The following is a 24,724-nucleotide window of genomic DNA, read 5'->3' on the forward strand; positions in this document are numbered from 1 at the left end:
TACTTGTCGTTTAAATTTTCGTTAAGAATGATAAGCGCTAACATTTCGAATTCTAAAACTTACCTTTGTTTGCATGAATGATATCAAAACAGTCGTAATCGTCCTATTTATCACACTGATCATCGCCGGTTGCGGCCGATCAGGGGAGGAATGCAATCTTCCGGAGGAATACCTGGATATACCTGTCGATCTGGAAATAGTCAGAATGGAGGAGCTGTACTTTGAAGGGCTTACCCGGGAGAAACTACTAGAATATCAGGATCAATACCCGGAATTTTCTGCAGCAATGTTTGATAACATGGGGTTTGCCGATCAGGATCAAATGGCTGAAGAGTTGATCAAAATACATCAGGACAGTGGCATGCAGGAACTGTATCGCGAGGTGAAGGTTCATTTTGATGATTTGCGAAGTATTGAGTCCTCATTGGAAGATGCGTTCAGAGGGGTTAAATACCATTATCCGGAATTTACCATCCCCAAAGTATATACCTTTGTAAGCGGTTTCGGCAGCGATTTGATTGTCAATGAAGATATCATCGTGATAGGTTTGGATTATTTTCTACCGGAAGACCATCCCTTCCAACCGGTAGATCTTCCCTATTATATATTAAAACGCTACAATGAAGCCCATTTGGTCCCGACGATTATCACGGCACTGTCTTCCCGGTTTAATCATACAGATGTGCAAGACCGTACTCTTTTGGCCGAGATGATATTTTACGGCAAAGCCTACCATTTCACCAAAACCATCCTTCCCTGTACTCCAGATGAATACATTATCGGATATGAAACCGAAGAAATTACGGGTAGCTATGCCAATGAAGAACTGATCTGGGCGCATTTTATCGAAAATGAATTGTTGTATGAAACCAACCCTTTCGAAATCAGGCGATACACAGGAGAGGCTCCGTTTACAGATGTTATCAGTCCGGATGCTCCAGGCAGAATCGGCAGGTGGATGGGCTGGAATATCGTGGACGACTACCGGATCAACAATGATCTGAACCTTCAGGAATTGATGCAACAGAGCGATGCCCGCGAGATATTCAGAAAATCAGGATACAAACCCAGGTGATTCCACACTCTCAGTAAGCCGGTAGGCGGCCAGGATTTTCCAGATCCGGCGGATCATGAGCTGTTTGTCAAACTCATTTTCCGCCAATTCCCTGGCGCGGCCAGCCATAGTTAACAACGTCTTTTCGGAGGCTTCCAGTTTTGCAAGTGCTGCTATCAGCGATTCGTGGTCGGCACAATCATGGTAAAATCCAATGCTATTGGTCTGTACCAGGTCCCAAATCCAGCCCCCGAAATTTACGATTACAGGTAATCCTGCGGCAAGTGCATCGAAAAATTTGTTGGGACTACTTAGTTGAAGGACCTGAAGCGGCAGAAATGAAACATACGCCAGATCTGCCTGATTCATTCGCTTCCGGACTTCAAACTTATCCCCAAAAGGAAGAAACTTAACCTTATCCAGTTTTCTCGCTTTGGCTTCCCGCTTGAGCCTGCTCAGTTGATTTCCCTTACCCATCAATAAAAAATGCCAATTTTTACCCCGTTTCTCTGCGGCGGCAGCCAGGTCCAAAAACTGATAGAGTCCATTTACCTGTCCGATCGCACCTGCATACAGTATTGTCAGCGGCCGAAAGCCAAAGTCCCTTTTTGGTGAAACGGTCTTTGCACTTCGAAAAAACGTCGTATCCGAAAAATTCGGTACCATTTCAATGGGCTTGTTCGGCAGCATCCGTCGGATATGGGCTTGTATACCGGGAGAAAGAGAAACCAGGCTATCGGCTTCGCTGTAAATATCGTATTCCCGGCGGTAAAGCCATTTTTTCAGTAATTTATTCCTGATCTGCCTGACCTGAATCGGCGCCTCGGGCCACAGGTCCCGAATTTCAAACACAAATGGAATTCCCCATTTCTTTTTGGCCCAGCGGCCGATTTCTCCGGTGGAAAGTGGCGTGGAAGAAATGTAAAACAAATCAGGCAGTTTATTTTTGCCGATTAACCGCTTCGCACCTTTCACAAAAGAATAAAACGACCAGAGTCTTCGAATCGTGGAATATTCGTTGTCATAGGGTACCGGCAGCAGATGAACCTTGACCTTCCCATCCCATCGGACGGCATACTGCGCTTCCTGGTGGCTGGTGATGACTTCCACTTCTATACCCCGAGAAGTGATACCCTGCGCAATATGAAAGGATCTGATGGCACCCCCCTGATCTGGCCTCAGGTAATATTGATGAATGTAGGTGATTCTCATAGCCGGTTTGCGTTGATCCAGCCGGACAATAGAAAAATATTGAACAGCAGTAAAAAATGCTCCCCCAGGTATTTTTCTGGTTGCCTGACCATCTCTCTCCACTCCAAAGGTACCAGATCATTATGAATTTTTCCAAATTCTTTAACCGATGACAAAACAGCGCTCCTGAACCCGGGATGCCCGGTGAGCCATTCTTTCAGCGGAAGACCAAAGCCCAGCTTCTTTCTGTTGGCAAATTGATCCATACCGTGCTTTTTCAGTATTGATTTGACCCAGAACTTGGGGCTGGCATCCAAAAGCTCCTGCTCACTTAGCCTGTCGGCAAATTCCAGCACCTGCCAATCCAAAAAGGGAGCCCTGCCTTCGATTCCATAGGCCATGCAGGCATTGTCATGGATTTTTAACAGGTCCTGGACGAGATAAACCCTTCTATCCCAGTCCAACGCAGCTTTTAAATCACCGTTTCGTAAAGGGTACATGGGATCCAGTTGCGTCGCCAGACCTTCCGGGAGGGGGGAAAGTGCCGAAAAATTCATGAAGGTTCTTTGGACAGTCGGCTGCAGAGACGCGGTGAATTTTTGCAGCTTTCTGCCGGTAAATGGTATTCTTTGCAAAAGTGGTGCTGCTTTTTGCCAGAAATTGGGATGCCGGAGATAGGTTTTGAATGCCTGGTGCCTGTTGTAGCCAGCAAAAAGTTCATCTGCTCCTACTCCACTGATTAAGATTTTAACGGATTCCCGGGCTTGCTGAGCAATGGCCCAGGTTAGGAAGCCTGCACTGTCCCCTACCGGCTGATCCAGTGTATTGATGTACTCCGGCCAGTTCTCCAGAACCCATTCGGGCGTCAGCCTCAGCTCCTGATGCTCACCACGATATTTATTTGCTAGTCGCGAAGCAAATTCCGCATCCCTGTACTGCCCATTGTAAGAATGCTCAAAGCCTACCGTAAAGCTGGGAAGGGGTGTCCCCGTCTCCTGGTGCCAAAGCTGGTAAAGCAGGGAACTGTCTGCCCCCCCACTCAATATCATTCCTACTGGTACATCGGCATGCAAGTGCTTCAATACTGCATCTGTCAACACCTCTTCAAACGAATCCAGACTCAGCTTCTGTGCAGGGCGCGAAACATTAATGGACCGAATACTGGACTCAGGAGTCGCAGCACCCCATTCGATCTCCCGCAACTCCCCGGGGGCAATTTCTTCAATGCCCGAATAAAAGGTAGCATTAGGGAGGGCATGTCTCAGGTAAAAATAGGGTGAAATCTGCGCACTATCCAGTTTTCGGGGAAAGCAGCCTGATGCCAACAAACTGCGACATTCCGACGAACAGGCCAACGTATCGCCATCTGATGCAAAATAAAGGGATTTCATGCCGACAGGATCTCTTCCCAGCAAGATATTGGTACCCTGCACGAAGGCAAAAGCATACATGCCCTGAACGTATTTTACTCCATCTTTTCCTTTTTTGATCAGCCAATTCAATAAAACCTCGCCATCGGATGTGCTTTTGAAGGTCAGTCCCTCACTGATGAGTTGGTTTCTTAAATCCTGGTAATTGTATAAAAACCCATTCCAGGAAAGGAAGGCTCCGCTATCTTCATCAAAGAGCGGCTGATTGGCTTCTACCCGCAGGTCCAGTGTTTTCAGTCTATTTGCCGCAATCAGGATTTCATCGGAGGCCATTGTCCAGGAAGAATGATCGGGGCCTCTGTGCTGGCCGGCACGCATCATCCGGACAATGCTTTCCCTTCTGTTCTCCGACCTACTCAGTAACAGGTGAATCCCGCACATATCAGTTGCCTTTGGCTTTGATTACTTCTTCCAATCCGGCAGCCTTCCTGTTTTTCTCAAAATACCGGCAAATGGATGTAATGGCACAGTCCCCGCACTTAGGTTTTCTGGCCAGGCATACGTATCGTCCGTGCAATATCAGCCAGTGATGAGCCTTGTGTACGACCTCTTTCGGAAGATGTTTCAGGAGATTTTTTTCCACTTCAAGTGGGGTCCTGGCATTTTGAGGTACCAGGCCCAATCGTTTTGAAACCCTGAAAACATGGGTATCTACCGCCATATTTGGCTGGTTCCATACTACGCTGGTAATGACATTGGCGGTTTTTCTTCCTACTCCGGGTAATTTCATCAGTTCTGGCACCGTATCTGGTACCTCCCCGCCAAATTCTTCTACCAGCATTTTGCCCAAGCCCAACAGGTGCCTTGTTTTGTTATTGGGATAGGAAACAGAACGGATGTAGGGAAAAAGCTGATCAAAATCGCTAGCTGCCAGATGGGCCGGGCTGGGAAAATCCCTGAAAAGGGCCGGTGTGATCATGTTGATCCTTTTGTCAGTACACTGTGCACTCAACACCACCGCCACCAGCAATTGAAAGGGGTTTTCGTACTGCAGCTCTGTTTCTGCAACAGGCATGTTGGCAGAAAAATGCTTAACGAAGGCGCTGTATCTTTCTTTCTTTAACATTGTCGCTTTAAACAAATTTTATCCCCAATATACCTAAAGCTAACCGAACAGAAGCCGGAAAAACGTAGAAATAAAAAAACCTACCGCTAAAGCATAACGGTAGGTGCAATAAGTTTGTGTTGGTGTTAAACTTTTTCCAGTCCGCGGGACCGGGCCCTTTTTTTAATGGCGCAAACAATACTTTCAGAGGGTTCAAGAAATAGCTGATCCAAAGTTTCTACCGTACTGAGCAGATTGATATACTCCTGCATCAGTTTGGGATCTTCCTTCAGCGCTTTTGTAATGGTCTCATTCTCTTCCTCGGTCATTTCCTGATAAACATATCTTATCAGATCACTTTGGGTAAAAGATTTGGTCATAGGCGATATTTATTTGTTTAAGTTTCTTCCTCAGATTGATGAGCGCATAACGCATCCTACCCAAAGCCGTGTTGATACTTACGCCGGTCTGTTCAGCGATTTCCTGAAAACTCAAATCCATATAATGCCTCATGATCAGCACTTGCTTTTGGCTTTCAGGTAGTTCATCTATCAATTGCCTCACCAATTCGTAAGTTTCATCCCTGACCTGCACGTCCTCCACATTTTGTTCTGCAAAATGCAAGGTGTTGAAAACATTCGATCCATCTTCCATCACCACGGTGGGATAGCGCCTCATTTTTCTAAAATGGTCAATTGCCAGGTTGTGGGCAATTCGCATCAACCAGGGCTGGAACTTCCCCTCCTCATTGTACCGGTCAGAGTTGAGCGTCTGAACTACTTTCACAAAAACATCCTGTAAAAGATCCTCTGCTACGCCCTGCTCCTTCACAATCATCAATATGGTCGTGTATACTTTGGTTTTGTATTTATCGACTAATTTTTCAAAGGCTATTTCGCTTCCATTTCTATACTGTGAAATCAATTCACTGTCTTTAGGTCCTACCCTTTTGCTCATAAAACTTATGTTTAAGTAACGTAGAGTTTTATCTCATATTGTGGTATTTATGGTCGATTAATGTTTCCCGTATCTTCAAATGTATACAATAGGATAAAACAACGCAATCGTTTTTGTATTTTTTTATAATAAATGGTATCATAAAAAATGGAGGTCAGAAGATTATGCTTTTTGTTAAATTTTTAACCAAAGACAATACTGATAATTCATTCCTCATGATAAAATACAACAATTACAATACCAATATGGTTATTCTGCGTATTTATGAATTATCGGGATTGGGTATTTTTGTAAATCCCTTTGCCAACAAACTGTAGATGGTACCGACCAGGCCTAAAATGCCGCTGATATAGGCGGAGGTTTCGTTCAAAATATTTGGATCGTAAAAGCTGACCAAAGCAATGCAAATCAATACGAAACTGAAGATTGCTGCCTGAATCATTTTGGCATTGCCGGATTTTCTCTCATCCTGCTTGAATCTGGAAAGGTCTTCTTCACTTACAAAAAGGCACACAAAATTCCGGAAACTCCTGGAAAAAAGCACCAACCCATCTTTGCCGGCATTCATTTTAATAATACCCTTCTGGATCAAAGCTGTCATGGTCTCTCTGTTAAAGAAATTGATGAAACCTTCCCTGGCATAATTGTAAACCATCTTCCTTTCCTTTAAGCTCAATTCTGCCCAAATGTTCAGAAAATAGGATTTATTGTACCGCTGCACGGAGAGGATACATTTCTCGTACCTTTCCTGAGACAAGGGCTGATGGTACGGATCTCTTGCCAACTCTTCGGTAATTAAAGCTGCCATGGCATGGGCATTGGGGCCATAGGCGATTTCTGCGGCAAGTTCCAGCGTTTTTGGATCATTAAACAACACACTTTCCGCCCTGATTTTATATTGAGCTCTTTCGTTGGTATCCAGTTTCTCCCAGGATTGACCCAGGTAAGGCAGGGTAAAAGACTCATTTTGAAAATCCAGAGGTACATATTGAAAGAGGTATTCGGAGAAAATTTCTGTGATCATCAGCCTTTGCTGTTTCGGCGTATCAGCTTTTAATATTTCCTGAAGGGGCTTGCCGGAAGTTACAAATAGGTATTGGCTTTTCCCGGCGTATTTTTTCCGAAAAGCCAGAATGGTGCTCAAAACAGCTTCGGCATTACCCAGACAATGTAAATTCTCCAGCACTACTCCTTTGTGCGGCAGTTCTGGATCAGGCATCTCCGGCTTTTCTTCTCCAGCGTCAATCAACAACAAATCGGCTATTTTCAAGCCAAATTCGCGACAGATCCAGACTCTGGATCTCAGGGCATCCACGCCAATGACAAAGCTGTGTTTCTGTTTCCTGACCCCATACGGCAGCGAAGGCAACCCATAGGTGAAGTGGTAATCAATAAGATATATTTTATTTCCCAGTCTCATGATCGTATTAAAGAGCCAAATCAAAACGAGAAGCAATGGAATGATCAATAGCAAGTTGGACCTTATCAGTCGTATCAGAAAACCACTCTTAAAAAAATCACTGAGGACAAAATTTGGCGGGCGGTTAAAAGCATTAACCAATATTTGGTGTGGGGGAGCAATAAAATCCCTGATCAACTCATCGTCCTGGTTTGAAAACCTTCCAAAATTCGTCCGTCTGAATTCTTCATGGGTACCGATCAGCCTATGGAAAAACCTCTGCATACCATCTGGATCGGAAACACTTTGTTGGTTTTCAATACTGATTTGATCCCAAATATAAGTCTCCTGATTGAAGATTTGCCGGTGGATAAAGTAGCCTGGCAAAAAGCCAATGATCAGCAGCCATAATAGAAAATTCAATGCATAGACTCGTTTGTCCACATGTACACCGGTCAGCTTGTTCCAGAAATCATTGAGCCGTCGATGTATCTTGCCTAAGGCGCTGTCGACAGACCACATATCGGGCGCCAATCTGGGAAAATGTCCGCGCCTGCAGAGGTAATGGCAGACTACCTGAAGAGATCCCATCAGTACCACCACTAGCGTAGCAAGCAGAAAATACAAGGTATCGATACTTAGGTAGTTCAGGTAGATCAAAAGGGAGGCCAGGACCAGCCACAAGGTGGTAGCCATGATCAAAAAACCATTGATATTCTTCTTCTGTGCTCCGGTACCGGTGGTAGAAAGCATCAGGAAATTACAGGTTCCGGACTGAATGGCAAATAATGATGACCATAGATAAATGGTAAAGATGTTCAAGGGAAGAAAGAGGTAAACACCCACGAAAAGTAATAGGTCGAAAAACAAGATTACATTTAACCACACAAACCTGGTTCTTTTGGTTGGGGATGGACTGTACCAGGCAAAGGAAAAATCTTCGTATGCGAGATAAATACTGGATTTATTGGTTATCAAGGTCAACACTGCCAATAACACCAAAATCAACAAATAGGGCACAAATACCGTAATCGCTTCCAGTGCTGCCAGAGAATGAAGTGTGTGCTGCAGGTTTTTATCTTCCAGGTAAAGCACCCAGTTTTCAGCTACAAATTGCCCGGAAGGTATCCGGCTCAGCATTGCTTCATACTCATGACCATTTACATAAATCGGCGTTTTCCAGACTAGCTCATCAGATGGCCCCGGGTTGTTGGCGATCAATGTCTTTATTTCCTCCCATTTCTGCTCCCCCACTCCTTCCTGAAGGTAATTGATGGGAATATTTACCTTTTCGCTTTTCAACAATACTTTTCCATCGGGCTTGAAAATAAAAAATCTCTGGTTCTGACTGATTTTAGGGGTGAGAGAATCCAGGCTGAATGTCAGCGCATATCCGGCACCATCCATCCTTCTGCTGATCACTCCTTCCAGATTGCCGGTAGACTTGGAAAAATGGGCGCTGATAAAAAGCTTCTCCGGTGTGTCGGGCAAATCTTTTACATAGTCCCTGTTTGCAATAGATACAAAAGGAAAATCTCCAAAATCGATAGCAGCATCCATGGCTGAGGTGTCCGGTATCAGCATGGTTTGGATATTTCCGCTAAGGTCAAATTCCAGAAATTCGTTGACATTCTTTTGCTTGTTTAGTGCATTAATGGTACCACCCGTACCCGCACTACCGTTTTCCAGATGAACCCTGAACCGCTCCAGATTTGCCTGCAGACTGTCGACCTGTCTGGCAAAGGATACTTTCAGATCTCTTACATTCTGATCGGCCGGCGAATCGCTCCGGTAGTTTTGTACAAGGGAAAAGGAAAAAAAGCCCAAAATCACCATCACTATGATCAAAGACAATCCCAACCCTAAGACCCTTTGCTTTGTCAATACATCACCGTCTCCCAGGTTGAAAATACTAATAATGGGTATAGAGACAAAGATCAACAGCAAGATGGTAAGAAAGGTACTGAGTACTTTAAAATTGATCCGCAGGGCGACACTTTTAAATTGGGCAGCTTCCTTAGTCCCCAGCAGATAAAAGACCTGATTCCCAATCACTGCCGGAGATAAAAAACCCTGGTATTCATCTCCCGAAATGCTGATGGTAAGTTTTCGCTCTCCCACATTCAGGTCTCCGCGCAGGGAATCTCCTTGAATGACTGGCAGGCCCGCCACCTCTCCCGGGTATATGGCAGTGCCCATACTATCGAGTACAAACAATCTGTCAAAGAAAAAACTCTGTATGTTGTTTTCCATCAGTGAGTAGACCGAAACTGCATGATCAACCTCAAAACCTCTTCCTGCAAGTGTATCCCCGGGAAAAGTATGTCCCAAAACTTCCCGGATGTTTTGGATGAGGGCAGCTTCATCCAAATCGGCCAATTCTCCGGATTTCGTCTTTTCATCAAGGAAAAAGCGAAAGCCCTTTACCTTTATCAGGAAGGCAGAATCTTTTCGTGCCAGGGAAACCCCATCCGGATCAAAAATATTCTTTTCCAGTGCCGGCGCATCCGCAAGATTTTCGATCTTTTCTATTCCAAATTTAGGCGCCCGGTCTATCAGGCTGACCATCTGGGCGGCAGCTTCCTGTCCTTGGCCCCCTCCCCAATTGTAGAAGTTTCTTTTGAAATACCCCTCCAACTGAACGTGATAGTTGTAAAAAGCGTCGGTAAAATTTTGCCTGGCCAGAAAAATGGCTTTGATCCCCTGGGACTCCAGTTGGGATTGATTGGTTTTGGAATGCTGGTACAGGTAGGCACCAATGAGCAGCATACTGCCAAAGATCAAAATCCAGATGCGTAAATCCTTGAATTTCATACCGGTGAACCAATTGCCAGTTGGTACCAATTTAAGGAAAACACCTTACAACAAAAAATTTTTTATTTTGCTTATTCAGATAATCACAGACAGTATTTTTGGCAAACCCATTCTCCTTTATAAAAAAATCGGTAGGATAGTTTATTCTTCTTCGACTTGTGCAGCCTTGTCCTTGTTCATCCATGATGGCGCAGTTCCAAACCACAGTACCGTACCTATCAGCATGAGTAGTTTACAGGTATCAGGCGACATGTAGGCACCAAAAACCAAAATTGCGGGGACTATATTCAATCCCAGCCCTAAAAAGGAAATTGTCTTGAGCAGTAGCTTCATTTTCTTTGAATGAATTTAGAGGATACGATATAAATCAAAACGGCAACAAACCAGCCCGGCAGACCGAGAAAAAAAATCTCTATGCCCACAACAAGATTCAGAAGCAGACAGAAAATCAAAGTAACCGTCCAGGTCAACGCCACGGACCAGTTTAGGGATATCCCCATTTGCGCTGCATAATTGGGTTTGAGTCCCATTTTTTCCAGCAAATAGACATCTATAAAGATCACTGCACCTACTGGCATAAGAATCAGACCATACAGGGCCACAAACTCCAGCAACATCATGACCAATGCTGGGAAACAGGCGGCGATGGTGGTAAAAAGGCCAACCAACAGGGTTACTTTCCAGGTTTTCCACTTCGGGTTGATGGACTGGATCGCCAGGCCGGCCCTGTATAGTGTTGGATTGGCGGTGGTCCAGCCGGCGATGACCACACATGCCGCACCGGCTACCCCTACTGCACTGTAAGCGATGGGCCCCGGGGCGAAGGTGAGGCTTCCTTCTGATTCGATTAAAAACAGGGAATACAGAATACCGGAAGCGATCCAGGCGACAAAATGACCTAAGAACACACCCGTAGCTGAAGAAAAACCATACTGCCACTTTTTGGCATATCGCAGTAAGGACAAATCAGCCATACCAATATGCATGGCCATATTACAAAACCAGGCAAAAAACAGGATATGCCAGAAACCAAACTTGCTTTGGCCCTCAAGTGGCACTCCTGTCCAAATGGTACTTTCTGCTACCGACCAAAACGAACCCACTTCGGTGACGCCCAACCTGGGTAGTACGGCCAGCGCGGCGGCAATAAACACCATGATCATCCACGGGGCAGCCACCATGGCAAACTTAGACACCTGGTCAAAGCCAAACATGGCAATGACAGTCGTCACTGCACCTACCACGAAAACAGTGGTCACCCAACCTACATTATTGGGATATACGTCCGTAAGCTGAGGCATGGTCATGTCAAAAGGAATACCTACTGCCGTGGCAGCTACGGCGATCATGGCCCCCGCCAGAAAACAAAACAAACCGGCATTTACAAGATTGTAGATCAACGTAAATTGTTTTCCCGCAATTTTCTCCAATAAAAAATAAAGTGTAACCCGGGTCTTTACTGCGATTTTTGCCGTTAGAAATGCCCAACTTAATACAGCGAGGATATTGCCCAGAATCAAACCGGTCACCAGATCTATGGCACTGGCCCCATGGGCTACAAACAAGGGACCGATTACAAATTCCGTCCCGGCGGTATGCTCTCCGGCGTAAGTGCCTAAAAAACTGCGCCAGCCCTTTAGCTTGTTGCCCGGGATGGCTTCCTGCTCATATTCGTTGACTGCATTTAACCTGGCAACAAGACTTTTCTTATTCTGCATACATTAAGGTGGGGTATCAAGCTTATCAATTTATTTCACTTTTGGCACACACGATCGGGCCGGGACTGTGTATTTTTCGAACTAAAAAGCTGTAGCAATAAACTACATTCACCTACACCGAACCCCTGTTGATGAATTTGAATACATTTTTGACCGATTCCTTTTTGTTCTTTTTGATCATGTAGGCTGCAGTTTCGCCCATCAATTTGAAGTCGGTAGAGATGACCGTTATGCCCAGAAGCTCTTTTAGAGGGGTATCGTTGTAAGAAATGATGCCGATTTCTTTACCCAGAACATAATGTTGCTCACGGACCTGCTTCACCAGGTTTACCAGGTCATTTTCTTCGATGACCACGAAAGCGTCTTTTGGTCGGAGTTCCATTTCGGGGTATACCGTCTCCAGAACTTCAAAATCAAAATCAAAATCCTGACAAAATTTTTTAAAACCAAGGAGAATTTCTCTCGGATAAGGATATACGGTTTCCAATGGATAAACCAACATCAGCTTTTCGTAGTGCTGAAGCTGGAAAATTCCCTCGCAGAGGGCATTGTAAATGTCATTCTTAAAATCCTGATAAATGGCAGATATGCCTTCGCCCAGTTCAGGGATCTGATTGTCCATGATGATCAACTTGTCATCCGGAATCCTTTTCAGACATTTCATTACCTCGGGATCCAGGTTATAATGTCCGTGTTTCTCATGTTTGAAATGGGGCATGAGAACGTAATAATCATAAGCCCCCATATTTTCGTTCAAAATATTCTGCAGCATCCTGGGGTCACAATGGTAAATGTTCAAATCTACCTGGGCATCTGCCCCCATGCTGTCAATAAATGAATTGTATGTCTTCAGCTTGTAATTGCTGAGCTTATTCAGCAGAAATAGCACCCTCAATTTGGATGTGGAAATATTTTTCGCCACGTAGTACCCTTTTCCCTTAACCGAGAGAATGATCTTCTTTTCCTTTAGCTGATTGTAGGCCTTTTCCACGGTATCTCTGGAGAGATAATGCTCTTCACTGATTTCATTAATGGAAGGAATTTTATCTCCTACCAACAAATGTGAATTTTCTATATCCTCGATGATGGAATTTACAATCTGCTGATATTTGGGAATTCTGGAATTTTCATCCAGCCGGACAAGAGTCTTTACTGCATTCATGGGTTCTGGTTATTTTGAGCTGTCAATAGATGGCATTTACAATGTCATGATTAAAATTAACTATTTTTTTTAAATTGTAACATTTACAATTAATTGAAATTAGTAAAGCTTACCATAAAAAGTTTTATCAGTGGTGGATTTCGATGCTGACCGGACCGCGGATACCGGAAGGCATGGTATCCCAGCCCGATGCATCGAATGGACCGTAATCGATATTTACAAAATTTATCTCATGGTAATTTCTCCAGACAATGTCATTTTGATCCAGGTAGCGGACCCTGTTGGCCATCAGGTTGGCCACTTCTATTCGCAAATCGTTGTCACCCTCCCGGACAAAACCGGTAATATCCAGCCTGAATGGCAGGCCAAAAGCATAGCCGATCTCTTTGCCGTTGATCCATACCCTTGCACTCTCCAGCACCTGGCCTAGTTCCAGCAGGTATTTTGCACCTGCATCTATCTGCCCCAGTTCGAAAGAGTTTTCGTAAATCGCCTGCCCGGAAAAATTCAACGCTGCCGGATCATCCAGATCAGTCCATGGTTTGATTTCTTCCAAAGTCACAGGATCAGGAATTTCCGGACCTCCGTCAGCAAATTCCAGGTTCCAGGGCCCGGCTACCGGAACGATTTCCGGGCTGCTGTTTCGATACCGCCAAAAGGGAATATCTTCCGGATCCCCATCGGGTACATGGATAACCAGAGATTGGCCCGGATCCAACTGCACCCGAACTGTACTTTCACTGTCGCCAGCCATCATGCCTGCTTTTCCCACCTTACCTTGTTCAGGCTCCATCAAAACCACTGCCTTGCTTCCATGACGCAGGGGTATGGCCTTGTCAACCGGACTGCCAGAGTGATTGACAAGGTAGTAATACTTCTCTCCTTCCAAATCCCGTCTGACAAATTTTAGTCCTTCATCTACCATCGGCTCCCGCTGCAATCCCAGCCCTTCCAGGGCTTCAAAAACATTATTTGTCAGAATCACCTTTCCCGCACCCTTTTGGGCCTCTTCTCCGTAAGGTTTGCTGTCAAAGGCCAGGGATTGCCAAAGGGACAGCATGGCTTCCCTTCGTGACAAATGATCGTTAAAACCCGGCACATCTTTAGGTACCTGCTGGAAAATCACGGTTCCTCCCTTTTCTGCCAGGGAAATGATATTCTCCAGTGTGGACACGGGCATGTATCCAGCCTCTGGTATCACCAAAACCTTCGCGTGGTACTTGCCTTCGGCAGCCGAGTATTGCCCATTTTCAATTTGTAAACCTGCTATCATGAGATCTGAGACAAAGTCCAGCCCAAAGCCTTTATCCATCAACATTTTGGATTGCTGATAAAATGCCGTGGGATGCAGCCATTCATCTATCCCGTGAACGGTAAGCATTTTGGACAAGCCCTCAGGATCTGCCCAGACATCATATACTGGCCAGTACATCATGATCTCATGGTCGGGAGTACCAGCCTGCAATACGGACTGCACTCGCTGTATGTAAGCATTGAAACCTTTGAAATGCGGCCAGAGGCTGTTGTGTGTGTTCAGGTTTAACGAAGCATAAAACAGCCATCCAGGAAAATCTACTCCTTCCGGAGAGTAGGTGACGCCATGATAAAACATGTGATTGACACCCGCAAGAAAAGCTTGCTCCAGTTCTGGCTTGGCCTGCGAGAAGGCAGATTTGAAGTGTTCTCCCAGCCAGGTGAAAGTCTCTGTAGACACCAGGTTTTTTCCGGTGAGGTGTGCTGCAGAGGAGGCAAATTTTAACATGATGGGATCTGGATCTACATTCCGGATATCGGCACTGTCTCTGCGGATGCCCGGAATGGGAAAATAGCTGGATCCGAAAGTCTCTCCTTCAGGTATGTCTACGGCTGCATAAAGATCCAGCAGATTGCCCGGGGACCCGTGGGCCTGATTTTTGGTCTTTTTACCGTGGCTATTGGCCCATTCTGTCCAGGGCATGGTAAAATTCGCCAGCAGCATTTCATGAATGGTTTCTCTGTAGTCGGATTTCAGCCTGGCGCTGGTATCATCGGGCTCTTCGGCAAATAGCTCAGGCAGGTGATCCCTAAGATCATAACCACGTTTCTGTTCAAAGACCTCAAAAAAATCAGCAGTAAAATCTGATCCGTATACTTCAAAGCTGTCGTTATAAAAAGAGCGAATGCCAGGAAAATCCTGCTGAAAAGCCTTCTCAAAATGGTCCAGATAACGATTTACCGCCTCATCAGAATAATGATCGAGGGTAAAACCCTTACCTCCCGGTGCCGCTCTTTTCACCATCTGGCCGGTCTGGGCCTGAAAAATAGCGATCAGCTCCCATTGGCCGGAGGCATTCCAATCCAGATTCAGTGAATCGATTACCTTGTCTGAAAGGTTTTCCACGGTATCTCCCTGATAAGCCATCAGCGTATGCAGGCCGTGATGTAGTCCTGCCGCACGCTTGTCCTCCAGCACCAGCGGCCGGTCAAGTCCTTGCCCCGCGGTATAGCTGTATTTTTGAACGACCATTCTTTGAGCCGCCCGTTCCGGGCTGACCATGGGACCGCCAAATGGCCAGCCGGTTCCCTGGGTCAGGTCAATTCCCATGTTCAAACTATCTGCTTTGGCAACAGTATGCTGCAGCATGTCCATCCACTCCGGAGAAAGGTGTTCCAAAAATCGATCTTCAAAGCCCTTAGCCCCATATATGGGAGCAATTTCAAGACCGCCTAGACCGGCATCTTCGTATTCTTCGAGAAGCCAGGTCAGATTTTCTTTATCCACGGCATTGCCCATCCACCACCATCGGGTCCAGGGTTTTGATGTTTGGGTTACTTCAGGCCATTCACCGGCCCTTACCGAATTGGTTCTTTCCGGTATAGGTTCGCAGCCGTTCAGGCCCACTACAGCTGCAGAAACTAGCAGCATCAGGATGCCGATGGATGGCAAAGCTTTTCTATTTCTAAACATCTTGATTTTATTTACAGGCTATAAACCTTTTGCAGGCGTTGAACCTTTGGAGATTTGTCGGGATTGGTTTCCATCAGGTCTGCCATAAAGTCCCACCATTTTTTCATGATGGTCTCCCCCGCGAGGCTGCCGGCATGGTTGTCCTCACTCAGGCTTTGAAAAGCGAAGAGGGTACCGGTAGGCTTGTCCAGAAAAATGTGGTAAGACAGGATTCCGGCTTTCCTAAGCAGGTTTTCCAGTTCCGGCCAGATTTGTTGATGGCGTTTTTCATATTCCGCTTCATTTCCTGGCAGAAGCTTCATGGTAAAGGCTACAGGTATCATGGGAAAAGTTGATTTTGATGTTGAAATAAAAGAAGGTTTTCCAAAATCCAAAGGAAAGATCGGAAAGATTTGCCTGATAATAAGAAACAAAAGGTTTTACCGGAAAGCCAAAGAGAAGAGCGGAGCACTTCAGGCGCTCGAAAATTTTTTCATTCACAAATATTATCCGGCACTTTTAAAACGCCTGGCAAAAAGTACATCAAAACAGCAACCGATATAATTTTTATGCTGCGAAGCGGGCAGGTTACTTCCATTTTTATCTTTCAGCATTGCCAAAATCCAACTCACTGGTTATTAACGGCGCTGGTTTTAATTTCCGCCTATATGCCTTACCTTTGCCCAATTAAGAAAAAAGTATGAAAGTCAATGAAAATATGGTCGTAGGCCTTACCTACGAACTAAAAGTGACCAATGAAGAACCGGAATCAGCACCTTTTAGTGTGGAGGTCAGAAATGAGGAGGATCCCTTTTTCTTCCTGTTTGGGAATAGCGGCTTGCCGGAGGCCTTTGAGACCCGACTGAAAGACAAAACCAAAGGGGATGCGTTTGAATTTGTGCTGCAGGTAGACGAAGCCTATGGCAAGCCGGATGATGAACTAATCGTCTCCGTACCCAAATCCCAATTCAACCAGGAAACGGGATTTCAGGAAGACATGCTGCAGGAGGGTAATTTTCTCCCGCTGGTAGATGAGGATGGCTATCCCATGCAGGCCAAAATTGTGAAAGATCTGGGAGAAGAATTGCTGCTGGACTTCAACCACCCCCTTACAGGTATGAACCTGCATTTTGAAGGAGAGGTTTTTGAGATCAGGGAAGCCACAGACAAAGAAAAAAAGGAAGGTTTTATGGCCTGAACCGGCATGTTCCGCTAACTACTCATCCAGCCTCAAGATATGGCTTTCTTTCCAGTCCAGGTTTACCGAATCTCCTTTTCTTAATTTACGGATGGGAGCTGCTACCTGCCAGTAATTGGAATGTCCCTCCAGGGCCACTGTAAGCAGATCATGATCGGGGAAATACCTTTTTAGCAAGATTTTTCCGGCTGCCTTACCCTTTTCTTTGGTCACCTGGATGTGCGATGGACGAAGATATTTATTTTCGGAAAGTGCATTCAACGGGCCAAAAAATCCGGCCACATAGGCTGTCTTTGGGTCCTGATGGATGTCTTTTATTTCCCCCTTTCTCATCAGCTTGCCATGCGCCATGACACAAAGCTTGTCAGTAATCAGAAGCGCATCCTGAATGTCATGGGTCACCAGCACCAAGGTAATAGCCAAATCCTGAAAGATCAGGTTCAGCTCGTCCAGCAGGGTTCTTTTTTGATGACTGTCCAGGGAACTGAAGGGTTCGTCCAATAGTAATACTTCCGGTTCCAAACTCATGGCCCGGGCAATGGCTACTTTCTGTTGCTGTCCACCGGAAAGCTGCCTCGGCAAGCTGTCCCTTTTCTTCTCCAGCCCAAACAGGCTTAACAATTCATCCAACCTCTCCCTGGCATAAGCTTTGTCGTACTGCAACAATGGTCGGCTGATGTTTTCCGCAACCGTGGAATGGGGGTATAGTCCCTTGTCCTGTTTTACCAGTTGAATGGCATCATAGCCCGGCACCAATTTTTCACCGGAATGAAGGATCCTTTCTCCCCTATAAAACACAGCGCCCTGATCCTGGGCCTCAAGACCTGCCATCAACCTGAGCAAGGTGCTCTTTCCACTTCCACTTGCCCCCACCACTGACCAACGCTCCCCTTGCCCGATTTCCATCGAAAAATCCGCTAAAGCTGTGGTAGGGCCCTCATAGGTTTTACTCAGCTTTTCTATAGATAAAAAACCCGTCAAATGATTTGATCTTTTATTTTTTTCGAAAGACCGGAGTATACCAATTCATACGAATGGTCTACCAATTCCAGAATTATAGGATCGGGTATCGAACCATCAAAAGATACGGTATTCCAGTGTTTTTTGTTCATGTGATATCCCGGAACTATCCCATCATAGTGTTCTCTGAGTTCAATGGCCTTTTCGGGGTCACATTTCAGGTTGACGCTTTCAAACAAGGAAATATCAATAATGGCAAATATCTTGCCTCCCACTTTAAAACAAAGTGTGTCCACATCGAAGGGAGTGTCCTCTGTCACGCCCGGCTTTTCCAGGCAATAACTCCTAAAAAAGTCAATGGTCATTTAGGAAAGCCTTTTAAAAATCCAGAAGATAAGGGCTGCCAGAAATACCAATATGGATATCTTGTTGATTCCATGCATCATTCTCAGGTTGAAATTGCTTTTTTTATTGGGATCGGGCTTCCTGAACACCCGGATAAAGTAATTGCCTACTTCCCCAACCTGAAAAAACTCCTTGATTTTATTCGACATGATTTTTTAAATTATTAAATGAATTCAATGGCTAGTGGTGGTCATTTTCTTCCGGTTCTATCCACTGCCCATCCTGCTTGATAATCCCGATCAGCTCATCCACCGCTTTCTCCGATGGCACGGAGCGTTTTACCACTTCCTTACCTTTGTAGAGGGTGATCTTGCCTTTCCCGGATCCCACATAACCATAATCGGCATCTGCCATTTCTCCGGGACCATTTACGATACATCCCATGATACCAATTTTTACTCCTTTCAGGTGGTCTGTCCGCTTCCGGATCATGGCAGTGGTCTCCTGCAGATCAAACAACGTCCGTCCACAGGAAGGACAAGAGATGTATTCTGTTTTTGACATCCTGGTGCGTGCAGCCTGCAGTACGCCAAAACTTACAGAGTTGTGCAGTTTTACCTGTTCTAAAGTCTTCTCTCTGCTCCCCAGAGTCAGTCTGTCCAGGCCGATGAGAACACCGTCACCCAGCCCGTCGATCAGAAGCCCACCCACATCCGTGGCGGCAAAGAGCATGGTCTTTTCGGCATCGGCATCCGTATAGGTTACTTTTGGTACCACAGGCAGGTGGATACCTGCTTCTATTAGGGAAATGAAAGCTCTCCGCAGTGCCTGCATCTGATGGGCTTTTTCTGTACTCAACACAATTACCACAGGAAGATCGTTGGAAAGCACCGGCAGGGCTTCTACCACCTCCTCGCAAGAGCAGCTCAGGAAATTTAAGGAAGGATGAAGCTCCTCACCAGAGACCATTTGGCCAAGGCTTACCGCAGGAAACTTGTTTTTCCGCTCCGGATGTATTTTCCAGCTTGCATGATCCAATATCTCTTTGATACCATTGGGCAACATGAAGGGTACTGCTTCTTTGCCGGAATAAATATAATCGCACCCAAGGTCGTTCATTTTCCACTTGTCGAGCTCGGGCAGGTAAAAATGCCCTGTAGCTCTCAGCTCTTTGGGCTGCATTTCTGAAATTAACGACACATCGGTGATCACTCTGGGAACATTTCCGCCTCCAAAATTCACCACCTCAACAGACTTCCGCTTATTGTAACTGAAAGGATCTATGGGAGAATTTTCAATGGGATCAATACCGGAGATTTCAGGCCGGTTGTTATACCTGCTGATCAGGGTTTTGACCACTGGGGATTCAAATTCCGGATCTTCTGTAAGAGAAACCCTTACCGTGTCTCCCAGACCATCCTCGAGCAAAGCACCTATGCCAACAGCAGACTTGACCCGTCCATCTTCACCATCTCCGGCCTCCGTTACCCCTAGGTGAAGGGGATAGGGCTTAAATCCTCCCTCATCGAGTTTCTGGACCAGCAGCCGGTAGGCCTGTACCATTACCTGGGTATTGGAAGACTTCATTGAAATGACGATATCGTGGTAATTCTCATCCTCACAGATCCTTAAGAACTCCAGCGCAGATTCAACCATTCCCAGCGGCGTATCTCCATATCGACTCATGATGCGATCAGAAAGAGAACCGTGGTTGGTACCTATCCGCATGGCGGTGCCATTCGCTTTGCAAATCTTAACCAACGGTAGAAAGCGCTCCCTGATGCGCTCCAATTCTGCCTGGTAAGAAGCATCCGTATATTCCAACACTTCAAATTTCTTCTTATCGGCATAGTTTCCAGGATTAACCCGTACTTTTTCTACAATTCTGGCTGCGACCTCTGCTGCGTTGGGCGTGAAATGAATATCTGCAACCAGGGGTGTATCATAACCCCTTTTTCTGAGGCCTTCTTTTATTTTCCTTAGATTTTCTGCTTCCTTGATACTTGGCGCAGTGATCCTGACCAACTGGCAACCACTTTCAATCATCCGTATCGACTGCTCTATGGAGCCTTCGGTATCCATGGTGTCTACTGTAGTCATGGATTGTACGACTATGGGGTTATCACCTCCTATGAGCAGGTCCCCCACCCTTACAGGGATGGTCTTTCTCCTCGAATAGTTGGTCAGGCTATTGCAATAGCGGTAGTTTTCTGAGACAGTTTTTAGCTCCATAATTTATAAATCACCAAGTTGTGGTCGGATCACTATTTCTTCAACAACAGAAGAGGGAGAAAGGTTGTAGGCAGACCACACTGATTCGGCTACATCAGTAGCTTTCATGAATCTGGATTCCGGCATATCCACCCCTTCCCAGCTAGCTGTATAGGTGGCTCCCGGTAGTACGGAAGTAACCTTCACCCCGTAGGGCATCATTTCCTGCCGCAGGCATTTGGTAAACCCAAGCATGGCCCATTTGGACACCGCATAACTCCCCCCATTGGCATAAGCGGTCAGGCCTGCAATGCTTCCCATAGAAAAAATATGTCCACTTCTGCGTTTCATAAATTCAGAAGTAAATGCCCTTGTCAGATAGTATGCACTGAATAAATTGGTTTGCATGATCAATTCAAAATTCTCCTCGGGTTCTTCATGCAGGCTTCCTGGAATAAAAATACCCGTATTATTTATCAATACATCCGGAATACTGGTTTTTTTTACGAAAGCAGCAAAAGCCTTTGTATCCTCCTTTTTTGATAAATCTGCTGCCATCGCATGCATGCGGACAGTAGGATGGAGCGCAGCAATTTCCTCTTTTAAGGCACTTAAATCTGCCTCAGTCCTGCTGCAGGTAAAGATATCAAATCCGGCGGCGGCAAATTTTTGAATGATGGCCTTACCTATACCTTTGGTACCCCCTGTTACCAAAATACTCTTTGACATTAGTTTGTGTTTTAATTATTAGTATGACAACCAAATATCCGGAACAAAGTTACATTTTTTACCCGGTTATGCCTAATCAGAACAATGCCGAGACCTGCATGCGACCGGTATGGACCAAACGATCCAGTCCCTGGGAATTTCTGCCCTCGTACACCATGTTCAACTGAAGTCCCTCCCCGATTTTCTGTAGCCAGTTCATACTCCAGATGGTATTGTTGCCCGGTGTGAGTGCCTGTAGCATTTCATATCCGGTGGGGCTGTTTACCTGCCCGTTATAGTCTATGTACGTATATTTTATCTGAGCATTGATGGTGGTCTGTAAGGCTTTGGAGATTCGCAGACTCAGCAAGGCTTCGTGAAGCCTTGCCTTTTCGTCAAATTCCAGATTGGCCAGGTTTTTCTTTTGAGTGATCCGGTACTGAAAAGTACCTCTGAGAGAGGGAGAAGGCTGCAGGTTTATCTCGGGTCCCAGAGTATTTTGCTGTATGGTATAGCTGCGGTTGTCGAGAAAGTCCGAATCTGAATACCTCGACCCACTGTTCCAGAAAAGCAACATGTTCCACTTACTATCAATTGAATAACGGGCATTTAGACGCCAATCGTCCTGGTATAGTTCTTCAAAGCCAGCGGTAAGCAACTGCTTCTGGTGACTATTGAAAAAGGACAGGTCCAGACCATATTCGGAGGAGGAACGGTTAAAAAAGAAAGAGGACCGGAAGGTCTGCCTCAGGGAAAGCAGGGATTCGTCTCCTGTTCCGGCGAGCAACGGACTAATGCGCTGGAAAAAATCTCTGGCGGTGATTTTCTTTTCTACATTCCAGTTCGTATTGTTAGAGAATTTGGACAGCCAGCGTTTCAGTCCGCCCTCATCCCGCCAGGAGGAGGGAAATTTCCCATTCAAGCGATAATTGAAAAGCGTGGTATAGGCTTGTACATACGTGTCTGTTGGCACAAAAACCTTGATAAAGGATTTTTCCTCCGGGTTTATTGCCAGGTAAAACTCATTGAGCTGCTGAACCCCGTCTTCATTGTCATCCCTCCAGGTATGCGTGCCTTCCCCGGTAGGTACCGGCAGAAATACAAATTCCCTGCGCAGCTCCCTGCCGTTTCCCAGGGCATAGCTGAGTTCGCTATTCAGATTGTTGTCAAACAAGGCACTCCGGTAATCCAGTTTTCCCATCACAGTTGTCTCTTCCTGCAGGTCCCTGTTCAGAAAGGTCAATTCCCGGTAGGTGAAGGACCCATTTAGAATATGCGGGCCGAATTCCCCTTTAAGCCGGTAATTGATCGAAAAGGCCTCGGTATCCGGCACCAACTGCCCATTGTCTACCGCCCGATCCTCCCTTAAGCTGACAGAAGCAAACAATTGGTATTTCAGGCTATCGCTGCTCTGAAGGGAGAAAAGGTGTTCATCAAAATTCATGGCTGTGCTGACTGCATTTTCGGTGTTTGGCAGACTCACGACATTCCTGTCCAGTTGATAGCTGTATCCCGGAATCAGGAATCGGTTCAGGTAACTGAGCTCGCCATTGTACCGTATCCACGAAGAGCGCAGCGGATACAAATTGCTTTCCAGGTGAAAAAAATCATTTCTGACCAGCAGCCGCTTTCCGAATTTTTGGTTGATCTTTCCTTTTTGTTGTATGCCGGAGACCACCCCAGACCGGTCTCTCAGATCCAGGCTGTAGGAAATGATGTTGTTCTGATCTTTTTGCAGTTGCGCTCCGGCATGAAAAATTTTTTCTGTCGCATTCTCCGGTTCAGCCGAAGGGTTCAGTCCCCAATCCCTGTCAAACTCAATAAAGCGAAGCCGGTCAATAAAAGAAAAATTGGCTGCATTGTATTCCATTGTGGAAAGTGCATTGAAGCGATATCCACTAATCGCTTTGAAAGTCCTCCCTGAAGACCTGATCCCGGCTTTTATGGCCTGCCCCTTATTGTCTTCATTATCCAGAGGAGAAAATAAGTTATCATCTGTATCGGAAACGGCCCACTCACTGAATACCTTTTCGTAAGCCCCAAGCTCGATCTCGGTACCTGCAGTGATCATTTGCTTCTTATTGGGGGCAGGCAATGGCGACCGTATCGAAAAATCCCCCTGGGGAAGACCCTGTATCGGGGGTACATACTCATAGACCGAACCATTGGCCAATTGCCGCTGCCTGCGGTAATTCCCCATTCCTGGACCTACTTCCGTAAAACCAATGACAAAATGGGCCAGGTCGGGATCGGTACTGTATGTATAATAGGTTTCAGCCTCTCCCTTTTCATTTGTTTCAGTCACCCTACGGTACATGATCCTATTGGCATCGAAGGGGATGCTGTCTATCCGGGGCACTGCTGCGGCACCAAGGTTGTCTCCCGCACCAGCGAGCAGACGCTTGTCCTTCTCTGAAAGCTCTGTAAATAAAGGCCGGTTTCTGTCATCCTTTTCCTGGTAAAAGTTCACATAAAATTTCACCTTACCATTTTGCTGAATATGGTTTGCGGTGAGTACGGACCTGGAGAAGTTTCTCTCTGCATATTCAAAATCTACCCTTACCCTGGAGTATTGGGTGATCAGCACCGTGGGTGTGAAGGTGATTTCCCCCTGGTTGTAATCGATGATATAATCCTGATTAAAGCCTCGCTTGAGTTGTTTTCCATCCAGAAAAACCCTTTCTGAATTGGCCATGATAATCACAAACCGCTCATTTCCTGGACCTCTGATCCGGTAAGGCCCGGAGACCCCTTCGAGCACATCCAGCATCACAGACGCAAATTTGCCCTTGGCTATTGCAGCGCCGGCCTGGGAGGAGGCAGTCCAGTTTTCGTTGACCTCATACTCAGAGGTAAACTGCAAACCCTGTACATTTTTATAATAGCGCAGAAATTCGGATTGTCGCTGCTGCAGTACCACATCTCCGGCAGCCAGGTTGAACTTTTCATTATACAGTTCTATCAGTACATTGTCGAAATCCTGAATTTGCTGGGTATTGCCCTCTGGCTGAAAGGGCACCTGCTGGTCGGTAATGCTGGCGCGGATATTCAGGTTTTCAGCCAGCTCCCCATCCATTTGGAGATTCAGTGCAGAATTGACAAATACATTCTGGGTATTGCCGAAAGAAATGCCCCTTGTCAGGTTTCCGGACTGATTGAGTTTGTCTGAGGTGAAAAGCTCCTCTCTGAAATCGATGGCGGGAATTTTTTCCGGTGGACTGTCTTTAAAAAATGCCAGGGAATCATAGTCGCCTGCCAGCGATCGCCTGCGATACACTTTGTGGAGAGAAAAGGAAAGTGCGTCGTAACAAATCAATAAAGAATCGGGTAGGGGATTCTCATCGATAATGGAAATTTCTCCGGTATTGATTTCATACTGATGCGCAAAGGATCGTCCGTCTGCTGCAGCGATCTTTATGGTGGATTCCACGACGGTCATGGAATCCAAAATGAAAACTCTTCCATCCTCACTGACCTGTGTCCACCGACAATTGTCTTCCTGAGAAAAGGCCATAAAAACTACCCCCAAAGACACCAACAGAAAAGTAAAAAAATACTTCACCAGCCACATAACGCATACAATTACAGGCCACTAAAGTAAGCATT

General features: G+C 45.9%; 20 protein-coding genes. 3 read left to right on the top strand and 17 right to left on the bottom strand.

Going from position 1 to position 24,724, the window contains the following annotated elements; genetic code table 11:
- The first annotated feature begins 73 nt into the window (after positions 1 to 73).
- The gene (gldB, locus tag BUB19_RS03565; RefSeq protein WP_073092138.1) at positions 74 to 1,075 is read left to right on the top strand and encodes a gliding motility lipoprotein GldB; all 1,002 of its coding nucleotides are present in this window, start codon (positions 74 to 76) and stop codon (positions 1,073 to 1,075) included.
- Here the strand turns inward: gldB and BUB19_RS03570 are convergent.
- From BUB19_RS03570 to rhaM, 11 genes are all read right to left on the bottom strand, one after another.
- A complete protein-coding gene (locus BUB19_RS03570; protein ID WP_073092141.1) occupies positions 1,055 to 2,266 on the bottom strand; it encodes a glycosyltransferase family 4 protein in 1,212 nt (403 codons plus the stop codon). The two genes, gldB and BUB19_RS03570, sit on opposite strands and share 21 nt — an antisense overlap.
- Positions 2,263 to 4,056, bottom strand: coding sequence for an asparagine synthase (glutamine-hydrolyzing) (gene asnB, locus BUB19_RS03575; RefSeq protein WP_073092144.1), 1,794 nt, complete (start codon positions 4,054 to 4,056; stop codon positions 2,263 to 2,265). Before asnB ends, BUB19_RS03570 begins: the two co-directional genes overlap by 4 nt.
- Before the next feature lies 1 nt (position 4,057).
- On the bottom strand, positions 4,058 to 4,741 hold the full coding sequence (gene nth, locus BUB19_RS03580) for an endonuclease III (RefSeq protein ID WP_073092147.1): 684 nt from the start codon (positions 4,739 to 4,741) through the stop codon (positions 4,058 to 4,060).
- Positions 4,742 to 4,866: 125 nt separating this feature from the next.
- Positions 4,867 to 5,100, bottom strand: coding sequence for an anti-sigma factor (locus BUB19_RS03585; protein ID WP_073092151.1), 234 nt, complete (start codon positions 5,098 to 5,100; stop codon positions 4,867 to 4,869).
- Positions 5,075 to 5,677, bottom strand: a complete 603-nt coding sequence (locus BUB19_RS03590; RefSeq protein WP_073092154.1) for an RNA polymerase sigma factor — start codon at positions 5,675 to 5,677, stop codon at positions 5,075 to 5,077. Before BUB19_RS03590 ends, BUB19_RS03585 begins: the two co-directional genes overlap by 26 nt.
- A gap of 262 nt (positions 5,678 to 5,939) precedes the next feature.
- Positions 5,940 to 9,890, bottom strand: a complete 3,951-nt coding sequence (locus BUB19_RS03595; RefSeq protein ID WP_073092157.1) for a hypothetical protein — start codon at positions 9,888 to 9,890, stop codon at positions 5,940 to 5,942.
- Positions 9,891 to 10,031: 141 nt separating this feature from the next.
- Positions 10,032 to 10,223: a hypothetical protein gene (locus tag BUB19_RS03600; RefSeq protein ID WP_073092160.1), complete on the bottom strand. Its 192-nt coding sequence runs from the start codon at positions 10,221 to 10,223 to the stop codon at positions 10,032 to 10,034.
- Positions 10,220 to 11,608 carry a purine-cytosine permease family protein gene (locus tag BUB19_RS03605; RefSeq protein WP_073092163.1) on the bottom strand — a complete coding sequence of 463 codons (1,389 nt, stop codon included), beginning with the start codon at positions 11,606 to 11,608 and terminating at the stop codon, positions 10,220 to 10,222. Before BUB19_RS03605 ends, BUB19_RS03600 begins: the two co-directional genes overlap by 4 nt.
- A gap of 112 nt (positions 11,609 to 11,720) precedes the next feature.
- On the bottom strand, positions 11,721 to 12,770 hold the full coding sequence (locus BUB19_RS03610; RefSeq protein WP_073092166.1) for a GntR family transcriptional regulator: 1,050 nt from the start codon (positions 12,768 to 12,770) through the stop codon (positions 11,721 to 11,723).
- Between the two features lie 127 nt (positions 12,771 to 12,897).
- Positions 12,898 to 15,717, bottom strand: coding sequence for a glycosyl hydrolase (locus tag BUB19_RS03615; RefSeq protein ID WP_084096939.1), 2,820 nt, complete (start codon positions 15,715 to 15,717; stop codon positions 12,898 to 12,900).
- Between the two features lie 11 nt (positions 15,718 to 15,728).
- The gene (gene rhaM / locus BUB19_RS03620) at positions 15,729 to 16,040 is read right to left on the bottom strand and encodes an L-rhamnose mutarotase (RefSeq protein ID WP_073092169.1); all 312 of its coding nucleotides are present in this window, start codon (positions 16,038 to 16,040) and stop codon (positions 15,729 to 15,731) included.
- 69 nt (positions 16,041 to 16,109) lie between these two features.
- Here rhaM and BUB19_RS23935 point away from each other — a divergent pair, with 69 nt between their 5' ends.
- Together BUB19_RS23935 and BUB19_RS03630 are read left to right on the top strand one after the other, a co-directional pair.
- Positions 16,110 to 16,400, top strand: a complete 291-nt coding sequence (locus tag BUB19_RS23935) for a hypothetical protein (RefSeq protein WP_143155899.1) — start codon at positions 16,110 to 16,112, stop codon at positions 16,398 to 16,400.
- Positions 16,397 to 16,894: an FKBP-type peptidyl-prolyl cis-trans isomerase gene (locus BUB19_RS03630; protein ID WP_073092175.1), complete on the top strand. Its 498-nt coding sequence runs from the start codon at positions 16,397 to 16,399 to the stop codon at positions 16,892 to 16,894. The genes BUB19_RS23935 and BUB19_RS03630 overlap by 4 nt, the downstream gene beginning before the upstream one ends.
- Positions 16,895 to 16,912: 18 nt before the next feature.
- On the opposite strand, the gene BUB19_RS03635 is transcribed toward BUB19_RS03630, so the two are convergent.
- The 6 genes from BUB19_RS03635 to BUB19_RS03660 all read right to left on the bottom strand — a co-directional run bounded on the left by BUB19_RS03635 (position 16,913) and on the right by BUB19_RS03660 (position 24,689).
- Complete coding sequence (locus BUB19_RS03635) at positions 16,913 to 17,875, bottom strand: ABC transporter ATP-binding protein (RefSeq protein WP_073092178.1); 963 nt, start codon at positions 17,873 to 17,875, stop codon at positions 16,913 to 16,915.
- On the bottom strand, positions 17,872 to 18,219 hold the full coding sequence (locus BUB19_RS03640; protein ID WP_073092181.1) for an MmcQ/YjbR family DNA-binding protein: 348 nt from the start codon (positions 18,217 to 18,219) through the stop codon (positions 17,872 to 17,874). The genes BUB19_RS03635 and BUB19_RS03640 overlap by 4 nt, the downstream gene beginning before the upstream one ends.
- Positions 18,220 to 18,408, bottom strand: coding sequence for a DUF6728 family protein (locus BUB19_RS03645; RefSeq protein WP_394333872.1), 189 nt, complete (start codon positions 18,406 to 18,408; stop codon positions 18,220 to 18,222).
- 31 nt (positions 18,409 to 18,439) lie between these two features.
- Complete coding sequence (ispG, locus tag BUB19_RS03650) at positions 18,440 to 20,431, bottom strand: (E)-4-hydroxy-3-methylbut-2-enyl-diphosphate synthase (protein WP_073092186.1); 1,992 nt, start codon at positions 20,429 to 20,431, stop codon at positions 18,440 to 18,442.
- Between the two features lie 3 nt (positions 20,432 to 20,434).
- Positions 20,435 to 21,139: an SDR family oxidoreductase gene (locus BUB19_RS03655; RefSeq protein ID WP_073092189.1), complete on the bottom strand. Its 705-nt coding sequence runs from the start codon at positions 21,137 to 21,139 to the stop codon at positions 20,435 to 20,437.
- Positions 21,140 to 21,215: 76 nt separating this feature from the next.
- A complete protein-coding gene (locus BUB19_RS03660) occupies positions 21,216 to 24,689 on the bottom strand; it encodes a hypothetical protein (protein ID WP_073092192.1) in 3,474 nt (1,157 codons plus the stop codon).
- Positions 24,690 to 24,724 lie beyond the last annotated feature (35 nt).

Source organism: Cyclobacterium lianum (assembly GCF_900143075.1).
GTDB classification, from domain to species: domain Bacteria; phylum Bacteroidota; class Bacteroidia; order Cytophagales; family Cyclobacteriaceae; genus Cyclobacterium; species Cyclobacterium lianum.

Bases quoted from the DNA above. Each gene is read 5' to 3' on its own strand.
- BUB19_RS03570 (WP_073092141.1), bottom strand. From the start codon at position 2,266: ATGAGAATCACCTACATTCATCAATATTACCTGAGGCCAGATCAGGGG.
- BUB19_RS03630 (WP_073092175.1), top strand. From the start codon at position 16,397: ATGAAAGTCAATGAAAATATGGTCGTAGGCCTTACCTACGAACTAAAA.
- BUB19_RS03640 (WP_073092181.1), bottom strand. From the start codon at position 18,219: ATGACCATTGACTTTTTTAGGAGTTATTGCCTGGAAAAGCCGGGCGTG.
- BUB19_RS03600 (WP_073092160.1), bottom strand. From the start codon at position 10,223: ATGAAGCTACTGCTCAAGACAATTTCCTTTTTAGGGCTGGGATTGAAT.
- BUB19_RS03655 (WP_073092189.1), bottom strand. From the start codon at position 21,139: ATGTCAAAGAGTATTTTGGTAACAGGGGGTACCAAAGGTATAGGTAAG.
- BUB19_RS03595 (WP_073092157.1), bottom strand. From the start codon at position 9,890: ATGAAATTCAAGGATTTACGCATCTGGATTTTGATCTTTGGCAGTATG.
- BUB19_RS03645 (WP_394333872.1), bottom strand. From the start codon at position 18,408: ATGTCGAATAAAATCAAGGAGTTTTTTCAGGTTGGGGAAGTAGGCAAT.
- gldB (WP_073092138.1), top strand. From the start codon at position 74: ATGAATGATATCAAAACAGTCGTAATCGTCCTATTTATCACACTGATC.
- BUB19_RS03660 (WP_073092192.1), bottom strand. From the start codon at position 24,689: ATGTGGCTGGTGAAGTATTTTTTTACTTTTCTGTTGGTGTCTTTGGGG.
- asnB (WP_073092144.1), bottom strand. From the start codon at position 4,056: ATGTGCGGGATTCACCTGTTACTGAGTAGGTCGGAGAACAGAAGGGAA.
- BUB19_RS03605 (WP_073092163.1), bottom strand. From the start codon at position 11,608: ATGCAGAATAAGAAAAGTCTTGTTGCCAGGTTAAATGCAGTCAACGAA.
- rhaM (WP_073092169.1), bottom strand. From the start codon at position 16,040: ATGATACCTGTAGCCTTTACCATGAAGCTTCTGCCAGGAAATGAAGCG.
- BUB19_RS03585 (WP_073092151.1), bottom strand. From the start codon at position 5,100: ATGACCAAATCTTTTACCCAAAGTGATCTGATAAGATATGTTTATCAG.
- BUB19_RS03590 (WP_073092154.1), bottom strand. From the start codon at position 5,677: ATGAGCAAAAGGGTAGGACCTAAAGACAGTGAATTGATTTCACAGTAT.
- nth (WP_073092147.1), bottom strand. From the start codon at position 4,741: ATGTTAAAGAAAGAAAGATACAGCGCCTTCGTTAAGCATTTTTCTGCC.
- BUB19_RS03615 (WP_084096939.1), bottom strand. From the start codon at position 15,717: ATGTTTAGAAATAGAAAAGCTTTGCCATCCATCGGCATCCTGATGCTG.
- ispG (WP_073092186.1), bottom strand. From the start codon at position 20,431: ATGGAGCTAAAAACTGTCTCAGAAAACTACCGCTATTGCAATAGCCTG.
- BUB19_RS03610 (WP_073092166.1), bottom strand. From the start codon at position 12,770: ATGAATGCAGTAAAGACTCTTGTCCGGCTGGATGAAAATTCCAGAATT.